Origin of the sequence: Stappia sp. ES.058 (assembly GCF_900105595.1) — a bacterium.
Lineage (GTDB): Bacteria > Pseudomonadota > Alphaproteobacteria > Rhizobiales > Stappiaceae > Stappia.
On record NZ_LT629784.1, the window covers coordinates 4,269,567 to 4,286,465 of the forward strand.

At 65.7% G+C, this 16,899-nt stretch carries 18 protein-coding genes; 16 read left to right on the forward strand and 2 right to left on the reverse strand.

Going from position 1 to position 16,899, the window contains the following annotated elements:
• Nucleotides 1-10: 10 nt before the first annotated feature.
• Together BLU32_RS19920 and BLU32_RS19925 are read right to left on the reverse strand one after the other, a co-directional pair.
• Entirely contained in the window at nt 11-862 is an 852-nt protein-coding gene (locus tag BLU32_RS19920) for a thioesterase II family protein (protein ID WP_093809844.1), read from the reverse strand.
• Entirely contained in the window at nt 859-2,166 is a 1,308-nt protein-coding gene (locus BLU32_RS19925) for an aminotransferase class V-fold PLP-dependent enzyme (RefSeq protein WP_157727763.1), read from the reverse strand. The genes BLU32_RS19920 and BLU32_RS19925 overlap by 4 nt, the downstream gene beginning before the upstream one ends.
• A 330-nt stretch (nt 2,167-2,496) precedes the next feature.
• Between BLU32_RS19925 and BLU32_RS19930 the strand changes: the two genes are divergently transcribed.
• The 16 genes from BLU32_RS19930 (at nt 2,497) to lnt (ending at nt 16,854) form a co-directional block, all read left to right on the forward strand.
• On the forward strand, nt 2,497-3,351 hold the full coding sequence (locus tag BLU32_RS19930) for a DMT family transporter (protein ID WP_093809848.1): 855 nt from the start codon (nt 2,497-2,499) through the stop codon (nt 3,349-3,351).
• A gap of 137 nt (nt 3,352-3,488) precedes the next feature.
• Entirely contained in the window at nt 3,489-4,049 is a 561-nt protein-coding gene (gene hslV / locus BLU32_RS19935) for an ATP-dependent protease subunit HslV (RefSeq protein ID WP_093809850.1), read from the forward strand.
• Nucleotides 4,046-5,134: a hypothetical protein gene (locus BLU32_RS19940; protein WP_093809852.1), complete on the forward strand. Its 1,089-nt coding sequence runs from the start codon at nt 4,046-4,048 to the stop codon at nt 5,132-5,134. The genes hslV and BLU32_RS19940 overlap by 4 nt, the downstream gene beginning before the upstream one ends.
• A 26-nt stretch (nt 5,135-5,160) precedes the next feature.
• Entirely contained in the window at nt 5,161-6,465 is a 1,305-nt protein-coding gene (hslU, locus tag BLU32_RS19945) for an ATP-dependent protease ATPase subunit HslU (RefSeq protein WP_093809854.1), read from the forward strand.
• Between the two features lie 75 nt (nt 6,466-6,540).
• Nucleotides 6,541-7,035, forward strand: a complete 495-nt coding sequence (locus BLU32_RS19950) for a universal stress protein (RefSeq protein WP_093809856.1) — start codon at nt 6,541-6,543, stop codon at nt 7,033-7,035.
• 51 nt (nt 7,036-7,086) lie between these two features.
• Complete coding sequence (locus tag BLU32_RS19955) at nt 7,087-7,275, forward strand: hypothetical protein (protein WP_093809858.1); 189 nt, start codon at nt 7,087-7,089, stop codon at nt 7,273-7,275.
• Between the two features lie 16 nt (nt 7,276-7,291).
• Nucleotides 7,292-7,846, forward strand: coding sequence for a NifU family protein (locus BLU32_RS19960; protein WP_093811378.1), 555 nt, complete (start codon nt 7,292-7,294; stop codon nt 7,844-7,846).
• A 176-nt stretch (nt 7,847-8,022) separates the two neighbouring features.
• Entirely contained in the window at nt 8,023-8,712 is a 690-nt protein-coding gene (gene tsaB / locus BLU32_RS19965; RefSeq protein WP_093811380.1) for a tRNA (adenosine(37)-N6)-threonylcarbamoyltransferase complex dimerization subunit type 1 TsaB, read from the forward strand.
• A complete protein-coding gene (gene rimI, locus BLU32_RS19970) occupies nt 8,709-9,197 on the forward strand; it encodes a ribosomal protein S18-alanine N-acetyltransferase (RefSeq protein ID WP_093809860.1) in 489 nt (162 codons plus the stop codon). Before tsaB ends, rimI begins: the two co-directional genes overlap by 4 nt.
• A 107-nt stretch (nt 9,198-9,304) precedes the next feature.
• The gene (locus BLU32_RS19975) at nt 9,305-9,754 is read left to right on the forward strand and encodes a Fur family transcriptional regulator (RefSeq protein ID WP_093809862.1); all 450 of its coding nucleotides are present in this window, start codon (nt 9,305-9,307) and stop codon (nt 9,752-9,754) included.
• A gap of 4 nt (nt 9,755-9,758) precedes the next feature.
• Entirely contained in the window at nt 9,759-10,613 is an 855-nt protein-coding gene (locus BLU32_RS19980) for a 1-acyl-sn-glycerol-3-phosphate acyltransferase (protein ID WP_208976934.1), read from the forward strand.
• 75 nt (nt 10,614-10,688) lie between these two features.
• Nucleotides 10,689-12,125 (forward strand): tRNA (N6-isopentenyl adenosine(37)-C2)-methylthiotransferase MiaB, encoded by a 1,437-nt coding sequence (miaB, locus tag BLU32_RS19985; RefSeq protein ID WP_093811384.1) that lies wholly within the window; start codon nt 10,689-10,691, stop codon nt 12,123-12,125.
• Nucleotides 12,126-12,245: 120 nt separating this feature from the next.
• Nucleotides 12,246-13,256, forward strand: coding sequence for a PhoH family protein (locus tag BLU32_RS19990; protein ID WP_197673829.1), 1,011 nt, complete (start codon nt 12,246-12,248; stop codon nt 13,254-13,256).
• Entirely contained in the window at nt 13,253-13,780 is a 528-nt protein-coding gene (gene ybeY, locus BLU32_RS19995) for an rRNA maturation RNase YbeY (protein ID WP_093809866.1), read from the forward strand. Before BLU32_RS19990 ends, ybeY begins: the two co-directional genes overlap by 4 nt.
• Before the next feature lie 18 nt (nt 13,781-13,798).
• On the forward strand, nt 13,799-15,055 hold the full coding sequence (locus tag BLU32_RS20000; RefSeq protein ID WP_093809868.1) for a transporter associated domain-containing protein: 1,257 nt from the start codon (nt 13,799-13,801) through the stop codon (nt 15,053-15,055).
• A 179-nt stretch (nt 15,056-15,234) separates the two neighbouring features.
• Nucleotides 15,235-16,854 (forward strand): apolipoprotein N-acyltransferase, encoded by a 1,620-nt coding sequence (lnt, locus tag BLU32_RS20005; RefSeq protein ID WP_093809870.1) that lies wholly within the window; start codon nt 15,235-15,237, stop codon nt 16,852-16,854.
• Nucleotides 16,855-16,899 lie beyond the last annotated feature (45 nt).

The window sequence follows — 16,899 nt, forward strand, 5'->3', positions numbered from 1 at the left end:
GGTCGCGCCCTCACGCCACGCCGGCCTTGAGCGCGTGTGCCGGCGTCTTGCCGGCGGGCCTGCGCGGGGCGACCCGCTCGGCGAGCAGCGTGCTGCACGCAAGGCGAAGGTCGCTGGCGAGTTGCTGCAGGAAGGCGTCGCGGGCACTTTCGAGGAAAAAGAAGTGCCCGCCGGGAAAAGAGGTGAAGCGGAACGCCGCGCGCGTGTGCTCGCCCCATGCCCGGACCGCGTCGACAGGCTCGGTCTCGTCGGCCTCGCCCGCATAGGCGAAAATCGGAATGTCGAGCGGCGGGCCGTCTTCCAGCGTGTAGGTTTCGCAGATCTCAAGATCCGCCCTGAGCGGCGGCAGAATCCGCTCCAGCAGGGCCGGGTCGTCCAGAAGGTCTGGCGGTGTGCCGCCCCAGGCGCGCAGCTGCCGGACCAGGGCGGCATCGTCCAGAACATGCAGGTCGCCGGTGCCGCTCCGGTTTGCGGCGATATGCGGCGCGGCGTGACCGCAGACGAAGAGTGCAACTGGCTCCGGCCTGCCCTCGTGCCTGAGTCTTCGGGCGAGCTCGAAGGCCAGGAGCGCGCCCATGCTGTGGCCGAAGAGCGCCATCGGCCGGGGCGGTCCGGCGGCGATCCGGGCGACGAGTTCATCCAGCAGCGGAGAAAGACCCGGTGCCGGGGGATCGTCCGCGCGCAGGCCGCGCCCCGGCAGTTCCAGCCCGGTGAGCGCGATGGCCGCCGGCAGGAAGGCGCCCCACGGGCGGAAGCTCTGCACGCTGCCGCCGGCAAACGCCAGACAATGCAGGTCGAGCAGCGAGTCGTCGCCCGCCGCAGCCTGAAACACCGTCGGCGCTGGCACGCTTCCGGCCATCATGCGGACCTCACGTAGTGGCCCGTCGCCGCGATGAACCGCTCCAGATCCTCCACCGTGTTGTAATAATGGACGGAGCAGCGGGCAACCGCCTCCAGATCGCGCCGGTCCATGTCGAGGCGCACCAGATCGCGGTCCGAAACGCCGATGTTGATCTTCCGCTCGCGCAGATGCGGGACGAGTTCATAGGGCGAGCCCCGCTTGAGGTCGAAGGTCACCGTCCCGCATTGCCGCGAGCCCGTGTCGCAGATGCGCACGCCCGGCAGATCGCCGAGCATTCCGCGCAGGACAGAGGACAGGTCCGCGATCGTCGCCTCGATCGCGTCCAGCCCCCAGTCCAGAGCCTCGTCGACGGCGACGCCGAAAGCGAGTTTCGAGGCCACGCATTTGTCCCAGGTCTCGAACCGTTCGGCCTCGGCATAGATGCGGTATTCGTCGCTGCCGCTCCAGAAGCCGCTGCGCATGTCGAGGATGCGCGGCTCGACGGCAGGTGCCACGCCCGGTTGCGCGCGTCGCACATAGAGAATGCCGACCCCGCGCGGGCCCCGCAGGAACTTGCGGCTTGTCGCCGTCATCATGTCGCAGCCGAGCGCGTCGACATTCACATCCATCTGCCCGACCGTCTGGCAGGCATCCACCGCAACCAGCGCATTGGGGGCAAGCGCGCCCGAACCGCGCGCCTCGCGCACGATCCGCGACAAGGTTTCGACCGGAGAGATCGCGCCGTTGTTTGTCGCGACATGGGTGAGCGATACGAGGCGGATGCGTGCACCGCGCCGCTCGATCAGCTCGCGCAGCGCGTCGGCGTCGGGCGCGCCGTCCGGCCCCGGCGGAATGACCTCGATCTCGATGCCGCACCGTCGCCGGGCCTGAAGCATCGACATGAAGTTGCTCGCATATTCGCCCTCGGTCGTCACCACGACATCGCCGTTTTTCAACTCGAGGCTGGCAAAAAACAACGCCCAGGCCCGCGACGCGTTTTCCATGATCGCAATCTCGTCGGGGGCGCAGCCGAGAAGGGTCGCGATCGATCGATAGACCGCAAACATGCGCGCCTGCGCCCTGTCGGCTGCCTCATAGCCGCCGACGACGGCTTCCAGCCGCAGGTGCTCGATCGCGGTGTTCACCACCCGCTCCGACATCAAGGCGGCCCCGGCGTTGTTCAGATGCGTGATGTTGGCGAGGCCCGGTGTCCTTGCCCGGGCGAGATCCACATCTATCTTTCGCGATGCGGCGATCAGCGGCGATGTTACGGCCTGCGCATCGAGCGCACGGCTTTCCGGCGTCCTGGTCGGTTGAGCGTCCATTTGCAAAAGACAAACCTCGGCTTGCTGGTTGTCACCTGTGAGAGTGCCCGCAGTCAAAAAAAGTATTATTCTTTTTATTTGTAATATTTTTAGGTTGTATAAAAGCATATTTTAAAACTATTGATTGTCAACAAGAGCAAGTGTGTTTTTCGATCAGGCGATAGTTCATCTGGCGGGGAGGCCCGCCATTCCCACGTGCGCGCCTTCAGGAACAATTGCCGGGTGGGCGATCTGGACGACTGATCACCGGAACGCTAGTGTCCGCCAACGCTCATCAGGGCGTGTATTTTTTTGTTCTCGCTTTTTGATCAGTGCATTCAGGAGATATGAATGAGGCCAGCAACTCCCATTGTCGGCATCGGCCTGATGGCTGTCGCCTCCCTTGCCGTTCCTTTCGTCGACGGGATTGCCAAACACCTGAGTGCGGAGCACTCGCCCTTCCTGGTTGCCTGGTCTCGGTATTTCGGATCCGCGCTGATCGTCTCCGCGCTGTTTTTCGGCCGTGGCGGAAATTGGCGCGACTTGCGCAAGGGCGCGCTCGCCAACACCGTTCGCACCGTGTTCATCGTCGGTGCGATGACCACCTTCCTCTTTGCAATCGTTGAGATTCCACTCGCGACGGGCCTTGGCGGCTACTTCGTCGGACCGATCATCGCGTCGGTGCTTTCTGTGGTCTTTCTCGGCGAACGCCTGACGGTGAACCGGATGGTCGGCGGCGGTCTTGGCGTTGTGGGGGCATTGCTGATCATCAAGCCGGGGGTCGAGGTGGAGTTCGGCTCGCTGCTGGCGGTAATCAGCGGGTTGCTTTTCGGCGGCTATCTGATTGCGACGCGAGCGGCGGCAACGACCGCTCCGCCCCTCGTTGCGCTCTATTTTCAGGTCTGTGTCGGCACGCTTCTGCTCACCCCGTTCGCCCTTGCCACGTGGTCCTGGTTTTCAGGGGGCGAACTGCTGCTGATCGCGGTGATGGGACTGGTGTCGACGGCCTGTCACTTCATGGTGATCGCCGCGTTCCGGCATGCGGAGGCCTCGGTCATCTCCCCGCTGGCCTATCTGGAATTGATCAGCGCTTTTTTCATTGGTTACTTTGCCTTTGCGGAAATTCCCGGAACGATCGATGTAATCGGCATTTTCTGCATTCTTGCCTCCGGCCTGGTGATTTCGCTCTACTCGAGGAGGTCCTGAGAGATCTGCCCGGGCGCCTTGGGGGCGAGTTGTACGTCAGGCCGGTTTGCAAACGCGCGCGCCGGGCTTACATAGGCGGCAACGGTCTCGCCGGCGGAACCGGTCCGGCAAGGCAGGACAGGCTGGAAAGGTGAACGATGCATACGCAGGACGACCCCACGGGCTGGCATGGAACGACGATCGTGAGCGTGCGCAAGGGTGGCCGCATCGTGATAGCCGGCGACGGCCAGGTCTCGCTCGGCCCCACGGTCATCAAGGGCACCGCACGCAAGGTGCGTCCGCTCGCCAAGGGCGAGGTGATCGCCGGCTTTGCCGGAGCGACCGCCGACGCCTTCACGCTGTTCGAACGCCTCGAGGCCAAGCTCGAGCAGTACCCGGGTCAGTTGATGCGCGCCTGCGTCGAGCTTGCCAAGGACTGGCGCACCGACCGCTACCTGCGGCGGCTGGAGGCGATGATGCTCGTCGCCGACAGCTCCATCTCCCTGGTGCTGACCGGCACTGGCGATGTCCTGGAGCCGGAAGGCGGCATCATGGGCATCGGGTCGGGCGGCAACTATGCGCTGGCCGCGGCCCGCGCGCTTGCCGACAGCGATCTGGACGCGGAAGAGGTCGCCCGCAAGGCGATGAAGGTCGCTGCCGAAATCTGCGTCTACACCAACGAGAACCTGACAATCGAATCGCTGGAGAGCACCGCGTGATACCCGCAGCGGGCACTGCTTGGCACGAAGATGACGTCACGGCCCGGCTGCGGCGCGCCGAGGCGGCCGGCATCATCTCCGGCGATCAGGTAAAACGCATGCTGGACTTGTGGCGGTTGGAAGACGAGGCCCGCACCGGGGTTTCGGTCGCCGACGCGGAAGAGGTGCGCTTTGCCCGCGGATTTCATGACATCTTCCTGTCTATCGGAATTGTCATGGTGGTGTTCGGTCTGGCCTACGGTCTTGGATCCGTCTGGCCGGTCTCCGCCGTTGCCGGGGTGTTGACCGCCGTCGTCTGGGCGTTTTCGGAGATTTTCGCGCGGCGGATGCGGCTGGCGTTGCCGTCGTTCCTGCTTGCGGTGGCCTTCGCGCCGGCCTTTCTGGTCGCGGTTCTGGCGCTGATGGTCGACGGGTTGTCGTTCGGTTTCGGCGCTCCCCTCGGGCAAGGCGATCCCGGCTCGGCCATCCTGCCCGCGGTGGTCGGCGTGTGCGGCGCCGTCCTGCACTACTGGCGGTTCGGTGTGCCGGTGGGGGTCGCGGGTATCGTCGGCAGCTTGCTCTTCCTCGCCGCGATCCTGCTGGAAACGGTCCTCCCCGGCTTTCTGGAGGCGCATCTCGCCTGGTTCACGCTTGCCGCCGGCGCCGCGACATTCGTTGCCGCCATGTGGTTCGACAGCCGCGATGTGGCCCGCGTGACGGTCGCGAGCGACAAGGCCTTCTGGCTGCATCTTCTTGCAGCCCCCCTTCTGGTGCATTCGATCCTGATGCTGGCAACCGCCGGTGCGGCGACCAAAAGCGGCGGCGATGCGCTTGCCGTCATCGCGCTGTTTGCCGTGCTTGCGCTCGTCGCCGTCCTGGTGGACCGCAGGGCCTTGCTTGTCTCCGGCCTCGGATATTTCGGCCTTGCCATTGCACAGCTGATGGGGAAGGCCGATGTATCGGGCGAGGTGAAGCTGGCGCTGACGCTCGTCGCGCTCGGCTGCTTTATTCTTCTTCTGGGCTCGGGCTGGCGCAGGGTGCGCCGCGTGGTGGCGAGTCCGTTCCGTTCGACCCCGGCGATGCGCCTGGTGCCCTCCGTCGATTGACATTCCTCAAGTTGAGAGACCCCGCCATGACCACGCTTTCTCCCCGCGAGATCGTTTCCGAACTGGACCGGCACATCATCGGCCAGAAGGACGCCAAGCGCGCCGTTGCCATCGCACTCCGCAACCGCTGGCGCCGGCAGCAGCTCGAGGACGGGTTGCGCGAGGAGGTGATGCCGAAGAACATCCTGATGATCGGCCCCACCGGCGTCGGCAAGACGGAGATTTCCAGACGGCTCGCGCGGTTGGCGAATGCGCCCTTCGTCAAGGTCGAGGCGACGAAATTCACCGAGGTCGGCTATGTCGGGCGCGACGTCGAGCAGATCGTGCGCGACCTTGTCGAGGCCGGCATCGCGCTGGTGCGCACGGCCAAGCGCAAGTCCGTCGAGGCCAAGGCGCATCTCCAGGCGGAAGAGCGGGTGGTCGAGGCGCTCGTCGGCAAGAACGCGAGCCCGACGACGAAGGACAGTTTCCGCAAGAAGCTCCGCGCCGGCGAACTGGACGACAAGGAAATCGACATCGAGGTGCGTGCCCAGCCGCAAATGCCGGGCTTCGACATGCCCGGCATGCCCGGCGGCAGCGTCGGTGTGATGAACCTCTCCGACATGCTCGGCAAGGCGCTCGGCGGCGCCACCAAAACGCGCCGCGTCAAGGTGCGCGAGAGCTACGACATCCTGCTTGAGCAGGAAGCCGATAGTCTTCTCGACGAGGACAAGGTCGCGGAAGAGGCGATCTATCTTGTTGAAAACGCCGGTATCGTGTTCCTTGACGAGGTCGACAAGATCTGTGCGCGCAGCGAGCGTACCGGTGGCGACGTGTCGCGCGAGGGCGTGCAGCGCGATCTTCTGCCCCTGATCGAGGGCACCGTGGTGTCGACGAAGCATGGCCCGGTGAAGACCGATCATGTGCTGTTCATCGCATCGGGCGCCTTCCATGTGTCGAAGCCGTCGGATCTCCTGCCGGAGCTGCAGGGTCGCCTGCCGATTCGCGTGGAGCTGAAGGCACTGACACGGGAGGACTTCCGGGCCATCCTGACGGACACGGAGGCAAGCCTCATCAAGCAGTATGTGGCGCTTCTGGGCACGGAAGGGCTGACGCTGGAGTTCACCGACGACGCCATCGAGGAGATTGCCTCCATCGCCGTCGACCTCAACTCCACGATCGAGAACATCGGAGCGCGCCGCCTGCAGACCGTGATGGAGCGCGTTCTTGACGAGGTGTCCTTCGCCGCCCCCGATTCCAATGACGAGACGATGGTGATCGATGCGGACTATGTGCGTGAAAACATCGGAGAGCTGGCCAAGAATGTCGATCTGTCGCGTTTCATTCTCTAGTCGTTTCTTCCCCGCCGTGCCGGCCGGGACAGGATGTCGCTTGCCGCATGACGTGGCCGGTGGCAGCATGCGCTCATGGTAGCGATCCGAAAAAGTTTCGAGGAAGGCCACCGCCGCAAGTTTCTCGTCGTTGTCGACGAGACCGCGGAGGCCGACCGGGCGATTGTCTATGCCGCAAAACGCGCAGAGCGCACGAGCGGCATCGCGATTTTGCTCTATGTCATCGCGCCCGGGGATTTCCAGCACTGGCTCGGCGTGGAAGACATCATGCGCGCCGAGGCTCAGGAAAATGCGGAAAACTGCCTGGAAAAGGCGGCTGACCGCGTGCGCTCCGTGGCGCGCACGGAACCCGAGCTCGTCGTGCGCGAGGGCAACCGTTCGGACGAGATACTCACGTTGATCGAGGAGGACGCCGACATCGCGATCCTGGTGCTCGCCGCCGGCAGCGGATCGGAGGGCCCTGGACCGCTGGTCTCTGCGATCGCGGGAAAGGGGGCGGCCAACTTTCCGATTCCTGTCACCATCGTTCCGGCGACGCTGGATGATGAATCGATCGCCGCCCTTGCCTGATGCTGCCGGGGGTGGAAATCCGGTTGCCGTATCGGTCGCGTAGACAGATATATGGCCGGACACGCCGAGGAAAATCCACTCTGGAACAATTCCAATCTGGAACTTGCGCCCGAGACCCTGTATATTGCCTCAAACAGTGCGCAGGGCCGTCTCGCCGCCTTCGAAAAGCCGGGCAACGACATGCGCGAGGCGTCAGTCATCGGTCGAAACACGATCGCCGGTGACGGGCGCCTACAGTGACAAAGGAAAGAGCATCATGTTCATTCAGACCGAGGCGACGCCGAATCCGGCGACACTCAAGTTCCTGCCCGGCCGCATCGTGCTGTCGCAGGGCACAATGGATTTTCGCAAGTCCGAAGACGCGGGCGCGTCTCCGCTGGCGGAAAAGCTCTTTGAGGTCGAGGGCGTGGAGGGGATCTTCTTCGGCCACGATTTCATCTCCGTGACCAAGGGCGATTCCGAATGGCAGCACATCAAGCCGGCCGTTCTGGGCGCGATCATGGAACACTTCATGTCGGGCGCGCCGGTCACCCGCGACGAGATGGGTGAGGAGAGTGACGAGGAGTTCTTCGAGGAGGGTGACGAGACCACCGTCGGCACCATCAAGGAACTGATCGAGACGCGCGTGCGTCCTGCGGTTGCCCAGGATGGCGGCGACATCACCTTCCGCGGCTTTCGAGACGGGGTTGTCTATCTGTCGATGCGCGGCGCCTGCTCGGGCTGCCCGTCTTCCACGGCCACCCTGAAGCACGGCATTCAGAACCTGCTGCGTCACTTCGTTCCGGAAGTCGAGGAAGTGCGCGCGATGTGATATCGCCGCTGGCAAGCGTTTCGACGGCCCGGCCATTGTGCCGGGCCGTTTGCGTTCGCGGTCGGTTTTCCGTTGACGGCGCGCCGCGGATGCCGTTTGGCGCTCGCGAATCCGGCAAAGACCAGCTAGCAATTGGTCGGGTCGACGGATCCGGCCTCAACGGGTTTATTCGTTTTATGCGCCTTCTTGCGATCGATACCGCGCTCGACGCCTGCTCCGTCGCCGTCCTCGACGGGGACGGCGAGGGTGCGCGCCTGACCCGGGCAAGCGAAACTCTCCAACGCGGGCACGCGGAACGTCTCCTGGGCATGATCGGCGAGGTGATGGCGGAAGCGGGCATCGCGTTCAGCGAACTCGACCGGATCGGCGTGACTGTCGGGCCTGGCAGTTTCACCGGCCTGCGGGTGGGATTGTCCGCGGCCCGCGGGATTGCGCTTGTCGTTCGCGTTCCGGCCGTCGGGGTTTCCACGCTGGCGGCGCTCGCCGCCCAGGCGTTGCGCGAGAGCGGTGCGGAACAGGCCGGATCGGCGGTCTGGGCGACCATCGCCGGGCGCGGTGCCGATGTCTACATCCAGGGCTTTTCCGCCGACGGCACGCCGCTCGATGCCGCACGCGCCGTTGCAGCCGAAGCGCTTGGCGAGGAGCTTCCCGATGGGGCATGCCTTGCCGGAAACGGGGCGGAGAAGATCGTTGCCGCAACGGCGCGCGGCGATCTGGTGGTGCTTCACACCCATGGCTGGCCGGCGATCGAGGATGTCGCCCGCCTCGGCGCGGTGGCGGATCCGCAGACAGCGCGGCCTGAACCGCTCTACCTGCGTCCGCCGGATGCCGCCCCCGCCCGCCGCGACGAAAGGCTGCTGGCATGACGTTCTGGTGGTTCTGGGCACCGCCGCCGGTGATCGAGGAGGCGCGGCCGGAGGATCTTGCCGCGCTGGCCGACCTGCACGACCGGTCGTTCGCCGTCGGATGGGGGGCGGACGAGCTTGTCGCGCTGGCGCGTCAGTCCGGTGTCTTCATCCTTCAGGCGCGCCGCGCCAACGTGATGGGCAGCCAGGCGGCGCTGGGCTTCGTGATCGTGCGCAAGGCGGCGGACGAGGCGGAGATCCTGACGATCGCCGTTGATCCGCGCCAACGGCGGCGCGGCGTCGGGGCGCAATTGATGCGTGCGGCGATTTCCAGGCTCTATGCGGATCGCGTCAAGGCCCTGTTCCTCGAGGTCGATGCCGCCAACGCGGCAGCGGTCACGCTCTATCGGTCGCTGGGGTTTCGCACCGTCGGCACCCGAAAGGGCTATTATCAGGACAGCGACGGCGACGGCGGTGCGCTTGTCATGCGCATCGATCTGGCGTAATCGGCTGTGCAAGGCCTTGCCGGCATCATGGGGAGTGTGCGGACGGGGGCGAGACCGCATCCGCAGGTTTTCGGGCAAGGATAGGCGACCAGGAAGAGGCAGTCGATATGTCCGATATCGGGAGTTCGCAGTCATTGGAGGACGTGTGCGTCGCCAAGGGCATGCGCATGACCGAACAGCGCCGGATTATCGCCCGTGTGATCGAGGATGCCAGCGATCATCCGGATGTGGAGGAACTCTACCGCCGCGCCGTGCGCAACGACCCGCGCATCTCGATTTCCACCGTCTATCGCACGGTGAAGCTGTTCGAGGATGCCGGCATCATCGAGCGGCATGACTTCCGCGACGGGCGCGCCCGGTATGAAACCGTGCCGGACGAGCACCACGACCATCTGATCGATCTCAAGAGCGGCCGTGTGATCGAGTTCCGCAACGAGGAGATCGAGCGCCTGCAGGAGGCGATCGCGGTGCGTCTGGGCTATCGGCTCGTCGATCACCGGCTGGAGCTTTACGGCATTCCGCTCGGCCCTCCGCCCGGCTCCGGCGAACGGGACTGAGGACATGTCGAGGCTGCGTTCCGCCGCCGTCCTCTCGGCCCTGACGCTGATCACGCTGCCGATGATCCCGGTGCAATGGCTGGCGATGCGCATTCCCGGAGGGCTCAAGCGCCGCCTGCCGGTGGTCTGGCACCGCATCGCCTGCGCGCTCGTCGGCATACGCGTCCACGAGGCCGGCCGAGCGTCGGTCGAACGGCCCTTGCTGATCACCGCCAACCATGTGTCCTGGCTCGATATCACCGTGCTCGGGAGCCGCATGCCGCTCAGTTTCGTCGCCAAGTCGGAGGTTGCCTCCTGGCCGGTGTTCGGACTTTTCGCCAAGCTCCAGCGTTCGGTGTTCGTCGACCGCCAGCGCCGCAGCGCCACGGCGCGTACGGCAAGCGAGCTGGGCGCGCGGCTGGCCGACGGCGATGCCATGGTGCTCTTTGCCGAAGGCACCTCGAACAGCGGCAACGAGGTCCTGCCGTTTCGCTCCGCCCTGATCGGCGCGGCGCGGCATGCGGTGGCGGATGAGGGCGAGGACGTGTGGATCCAGCCGCTGGCGCTGGCCTACACGGGTCTGCACGGCCTGCCGATGGGGCGACAGTTCCGCGCGCATGTCGCCTGGTACGGCGACATGGAGATGATCCCGCATTTCATGAATGTGGTGCGCAAGGGGGCTGTCGACGTGACCGTCGTTTGGGGCCCGCCTCTGCGCGTGGCGCCTGGCGACGACCGCAAGGCGCTGACGCGCAGGCTCGAGATGACGGTCCGGGAGATGGCGGGACGGGCCCGCGCGGGACGCGAACCGCCGCCTGTGACTGACGAATCGGATTCAGCTGCGGATGCTGCTATTCTCAAACCGTCAAAAAACGGGTAAAGCAGGCCCGATTTCACGAACGACGACCCAGGACACACCACACGGCATCGGCTGCAAGGCCTGCCCGGGGATATGATGAGCGACGAACCCAACAGCGTCACCCAGCCTGTCGACACGTCCGTCGGCGCCGCCACCTCCGGCGCGCCGGCCGGCCGCCGCGTCTTCGTCAAGACCTACGGCTGCCAGATGAACGTCTATGACAGCGAGCGGATGACGGATGCGCTGGTGCCCGAAGGCTTCACGCCGACCGAGATGCTGGACGAGGCGGATCTGATCATTCTCAACACCTGCCACATTCGCGAAAAGGCGGCGGAAAAGGTCTATTCCGAGCTCGGCCGCCTGCGCAAGCTGAAGCTGGCACGCGCCGAACGCGGCGTGGATACGATGATCGGCGTCGCCGGGTGCGTGGCGCAGGCCGAGGGCGAGGAGATCGCCCGTCGTGCACCGGTGGTCGATCTCGTCTTCGGGCCGCAGACCTATCACCGCCTGCCGGACCTGGTGAAGCGGGCCGCCGGCGGCGAAAGCGTGGTCGAGACGGAGTTCGAGACCGACGACAAGTTCCGCCACCTGGCCGCACCTTCGGCGGCGCAGGCCGCCAAACGCACCGTGTCGGCCTTCCTGACGGTGCAGGAGGGCTGCGACAAGTTCTGCACCTTCTGCGTGGTGCCCTACACCCGCGGCGCGGAAGTGTCGCGCCCGGTCGAGCAGATCGTCGGCGAAGCAGAGCGTCTGGCCGCGCGCGGCGTGCGCGAGGTCACGCTTCTGGGCCAGAACGTCAACGCCTGGCACGGCGCAGGCCGCGACGGGCGTAGCTGGGGGCTGGGCGAGTTGCTCTTCCGTCTGGCGGAGATCCCCGGACTAGACCGGCTGCGCTACACGACGAGCCACCCGCGCGACATGGACGATGTGCTGATCGCCGCCCACCGCGACCTGCCGCAGCTGATGCCCTATCTGCATCTGCCGGTGCAGTCCGGCTCCGACCGCATTCTCAAGGCGATGAACCGCCGCCACACGCGCGACGACTATTTCCGGCTGATCGACCGCATCCGCGAGGCGCGCCCCGACCTGGCGCTGTCGGGCGATTTCATCGTCGGCTTTCCCGGCGAGAGCGACGCCGATTTCCGCGATACGATGGATCTGGTCAGGCAGGTTGGCTACGCCTCGGCCTTCTCGTTCAAGTACAGCCCGAGGCCCGGAACGCCGGGCGCGTCGCTCGATGATCAGGTGCCCGACGCCGTGATGGGCGAAAGGCTTGCCGAGCTCCAGGCGCTCATTACCGGGCAGCAGCGCGCCTTCAACACCGCGATGGTGGGGCGCACCTGCGACGTGCTTCTGGAAAAGCCCGGCCGCAATCGCGGGCAGCTCACCGGGCGCTCGCCCTGGCTGCAGCCCGTGCAGATCGATCTGCCGGAAAGCCGCATTGGCGAAATCCTTGCGGTGGAAATCACGGACACGGGCACAAATTCCCTGTTCGCGCGCCCGGTGAACGGGCAGGATGCCCGGGTCGCATGAGCCGACAGGAATGTTCCGCGCAAGGCCACCAGGAGGCAAGATGCCAGGAGTAGCGGTTTGACCGGCGAGAGCCGGACACAGGGTCGCGGCGCCAGCCGTGCTGCGGTCTCCGCCTCGGACATGACGCACGTGGTGCTGGCCTTTGACGACAACAGACTGGTCGGCGACCTTTTCGGCCAGTTCGACCAGAATCTCGCCCTCATCGAGCAGCGTCTGGGCGTCGATGCCGTGGCGCGCGGCAATCAGGTGACCATCAAGGGACGGCAGAGCGGATGCGAGCAGGCGCGGCGCGCGCTCGAGGCGCTTTATGCCAGGCTTCAGCAGGGGCAGGAACTGCACCCGGGCGACGTCGACGGTGCCCTGCGCATGGCCGTTGCCGAGGAGGCGCAATTGGACTTGCCGACAATCGAGCCGCGCTCGCACCTGTCGTTTGCGCAGATTTCGACCCGCCGCAAGACGGTGCTGGCGCGCACGCCCGCGCAGGATGCCTATATCCGTGCGATGGATCGGGCCGACCTGATCTTCGGCGTCGGACCGGCCGGCACCGGAAAGACCTTCCTCGCGGTCGCCTATGCGGCGGCCCTGCTGGAGCGCGGCGATGTCGCCCGGCTGATTCTCTCCCGCCCGGCGGTGGAAGCCGGCGAGCGGCTGGGCTTCCTGCCCGGCGACATGAAGGAGAAGGTCGATCCCTACCTGCGCCCGCTCTACGATGCCCTTTACGAGATGATGCCGGCGGAAAAGGTCGAGCGCGGGCTTCAGTCCGGCATGATCGAGGTCGCACCTTTGGCCTTCATGCGCGGGCGCACGCTGTCGAATGCGATTGTCATCCTGGATGAATCGCAGAATACAACGGCGATGCAGATGAAGATGTTTCTGACCCGGCTTGGCGAGAACTCGCGGATGATCGTGACGGGCGACCCGAGCCAGGTCGACCTGCCGCCGGGCCAGATATCGGGCCTGCGCGACGCGCTGGCCCTGCTGACGGATGTCGAGGGCGTCGCGCGTGTCGATTTCACCGAGGTCGACGTGGTGCGCCATGAGCTGGTGGCCCGCATCGTGCGTGCCTATGACGAGGCGGGCCGGGAAGCTTCGGCTGCCGCGGAAGCGGCCACGCCAAGGTTGCGCAAATGAGCGATGCCGCCGTGCCGACGATCGATCTGGCCATCGAGGCCGATGGATGGGGCAATGAGGAGAAGCTGCAGGCTCTCGTTTCGCGTGTGGTCGCGATGACGTGCGGGGTTGCCAGGCTTGATCTGGTGCCGAATGCCGAATTGTCGGTCTTGCTGAGCGATGATGCGCGGGTGCGGATCCTGAACCGGGCGTGGCGCGGCAAGGACACGGCGACGAATGTCCTGTCCTTTCCAGGCGGCGACGAGGACGAACCGCCGTTCGGACCGCTTCTGGGCGATCTGGCGCTTGCGCGCGAGACGGTTGCGCGCGAAGCCGACGAGATGGGTATTCCATTTTCCGATCACCTTACCCATCTTGTGGCGCACGGATTTCTTCATCTTTTCGGCTATGATCACATGGATGATCGTGAAGCCGAGGAAATGGAAACCCTGGAACGGCAAATTCTTGCCGGACTGGACATTGCCGATCCCTATGGGGATGCCCTGGCGAGACCCGCCGATATGGAGAGCGAGACGTCCCGTTGATCGGGGCGCATAGATCACATGAATGATGCAGAGGCCCGAAGTACCGACAAACCGGCGACGTCCGCGGACGAAGCCAGCTCCGGCCGGAGCGATGATGCCGCCGAGCAACGGTGGTCGTTGTTTGCCTGGGGCGCCGAGTTCCTGAAGCGGCTTGCCGCGCTGCGGCGCGCAGGCGCCGTGTCGTTGCGGCAGAACCTTCAGGACGAACTCGCCCGCGAAGCGGATTCCGGAACCAATTTCACCCCCGAGGAACGCGTTCTTCTGTCCAACATCCTGCGCCTGCGCGAGGTCAGGGTCGACGACGTGATGATCCCGCGCGCCGACATCGATTCCGTCGAGGACAGCGTGCCGCTGGCGCGGCTGATGGAAATTTTTCGCGAATCCGGCCATTCGCGCATGCCCGTCTATCACGACGGCCTGGATGACCCGCGCGGCATGGTGCACATCAAGGACCTGATGGCCTATTTCGCCGCGCGCGCCACCGAGGCGGCGGACAATCGCGCTTGCGATGCTGCCGAAGCCGCCGAAGCCGCGGACGGGGAAAGCGGGCCGAAGCGCAAGACGCCGAAGTCCGACGCGGAGGCGGCGGTTCCCGCGAAGGCGGACGGCGCCGACGACCGCGCGCAGCATTTCGAGGAAACGGGGGCGGAGAAAAAACCGTCAGGTGAGTCGGACGCGACGGACGCCCGCTCGAACCGCTCGGTCGGGTTCGATCTGTCGTCCGTCGACCTCTCCCTGCCCTTGAACGACACGGGTCTCATTCGACCGGTTCTCTTCGTGCCGCCGTCGATGCCCGCGACCGACCTGATGGCAAAGATGCAGGCCGATCGCGTGCAGATGGCGCTGGTGATCGACGAATATGGCGGGACCGACGGGCTCGTCTCGCTCGAGGATGTTGTCGAGACGGTCGTCGGCGATATCGAGGACGAGCACGACGAGGATGAGGACGCGATGATCGAGAAGGTCGCCGAAGGCGTCTGGGTCGCGGATCCGCGCGTTCCCGTCGAGGAGATGGAAGAGGCGATCGGCGCCGACTTCGAACTGGGCGATCTCGGCGAGGAAATCGATACGCTGGGCGGGCTTGTGTTCACGCTCGTCGGCCGGGTTCCCGTTCGCGGCGAGCTGATAACCTCGCGCGAACTGCCGCGTCTTGAGTTCGAGGTCCTCGATGCCGATCCGCGCCGGATCAAGCGTTTGCGCATCCGCACGAAACGGCCGGATGCGCGCCTTGTGGAGGCCCGGCGCCGGATGCGCCGTCCCGACACCGCGGCGTGACGCCCCCGTTCATCCGATACACGGGCCGATAAGATCGCCCGCGTGGCCCGGCGCCGCGCGGGCCCACTCTTGACCGCGCGCCCGGCTGCGCGGATCGTCAAACGAAATCCGTGTGATTCGCCGGATGTCCCGGTGCCGGGGCGCGTCCTGCGCCGCGCGGTCAGGCAGGAGCGGTTGCGGTGTTGCGCTTGGCGCAAGTTTTTCTTCTCGCTTTCGGCTGGCGTCGTCTGGCGCTGTCGAGCGCCTGCGGGGCGCTCGCCGCGCTCGCCATGCCGCCCTTTGGTGTGTTTCCCGTCCTCGCCATCTGCTTTCCGGGCCTTGTATGGCTGCTGGACGGTGCGATCGGTGAAGGCCGGAGCATGGTTGCGCGGTTTCGCCCGGCATTCGTGATCGGCTGGTTCTTCGGTTTCGGCTTCTTTCTTGCCGGGCTGTGGTGGATCGGGCGCGCCTTTCTGGTCGAGGCGGATGTCTACGCCTGGATGATCCCCTTCGCCGTGATCCTGCTGCCGGCGGGGCTGGCCCTCTTCACGGCACTGGGCGTGGGTCTGGCCGGGCTGGTGTGGAACGATGGCTGGCAGCGTGCCGGCTATCTGGCCGTGGGTCTTGCAGGCGCCGATGTCCTGCGCGGACATGTGCTGACGGGCTTTCCCTGGAACACCTGGGGCTATGCGGTCGCGGCCGTCCCGGAACTGGCCCAGGCGGCATCGCTGTTCGGCATCTACGGTCTGGGGCTTCTCGTCGCGCTGGTCTTTTGCGGACTGGCCGGGTTCGTCGATCAGACGCCCGGCGGCCGGCGGCTGACGTTCGGGGCTGTCCTGTTGTTCGCCGGGCTTGCGGCCTTCGGCGTCGTGCGGGTGTCGCTCGCCGGGGCGCCGGCATTCGAGCCGGTCGCGCTCAGGCTTGTCCAGCCCTCCATTGCACAGGAGGAAAAATGGAAGCCGGAAAACCGCGCGCGCGTCTTCGCCTCCTATCTGGAGATGAGCAAGCGCCCCTGGAGCGGTGATGAACGTGCCGCGCCGGCCGAAGGAGAGACGCCCGGCGGCGATCTGCCGCGGATCGTCATCTGGCCGGAATCGGCGGTGCCTTTTCTGCTCACCGATGCACCGGAGGCTCTGTCCGCCATCGCAGCCCTGCTCGGCCCACGCGATACGCTGGTCACCGGCGCGGTGCGGGCCGATGCGGAAGGTTCCGAGCGGGTCTTCTACAACTCGGTTTACGTCATCGCCGGCGACGGGGCGGTGCGCGATGCCTACGACAAGGTCCGTCTGGTGCCGTTCGGCGAGTATCTGCCGTTCAAGTCGCTTCTGGAGCGGATCGGCCTGACCAGGCTGGTGACCCTGCCCGGCGTGTTTCGCGCCGGCTTTCGCCATCGCACGCTGGAGCCTCTGTCCGGCCCTTCGTTTCTGCCGCTGATCTGCTACGAGGCGATCTTCCCCGGCGCTGCGACGACCCGCGACGCCCGACCCGGGTGGATCCTCAACGTGACCAATGACGCGTGGTTCGGGGACACGCCCGGTCCCCGGCAGCATTTCCAGCAGGCCCGCGTGCGCGCGATCGAGCAGGGACTGCCGCTGGTGCGGGCGGCCAACACCGGACTCTCGGGCGTGGTGGATCCCTATGGCCGAACAGTTGCCCGCAGCGCTCTTGCGACTGCGGTGGTGCTCGACACCCGTCTGCCCGCCGCCATCGAACCGCCACTCTATGCCCGCGTGGGTTTTTTCGCGCCGTTTACCCTATTTCTGGTAAGTCTTGGCATCCTTTTCGTAACGGCATACTTACGCAATGCGCGTAAAGATTGACGACAGCCACCTTGGCGCTGCATCATAACAACCGTTCTTGCTCCT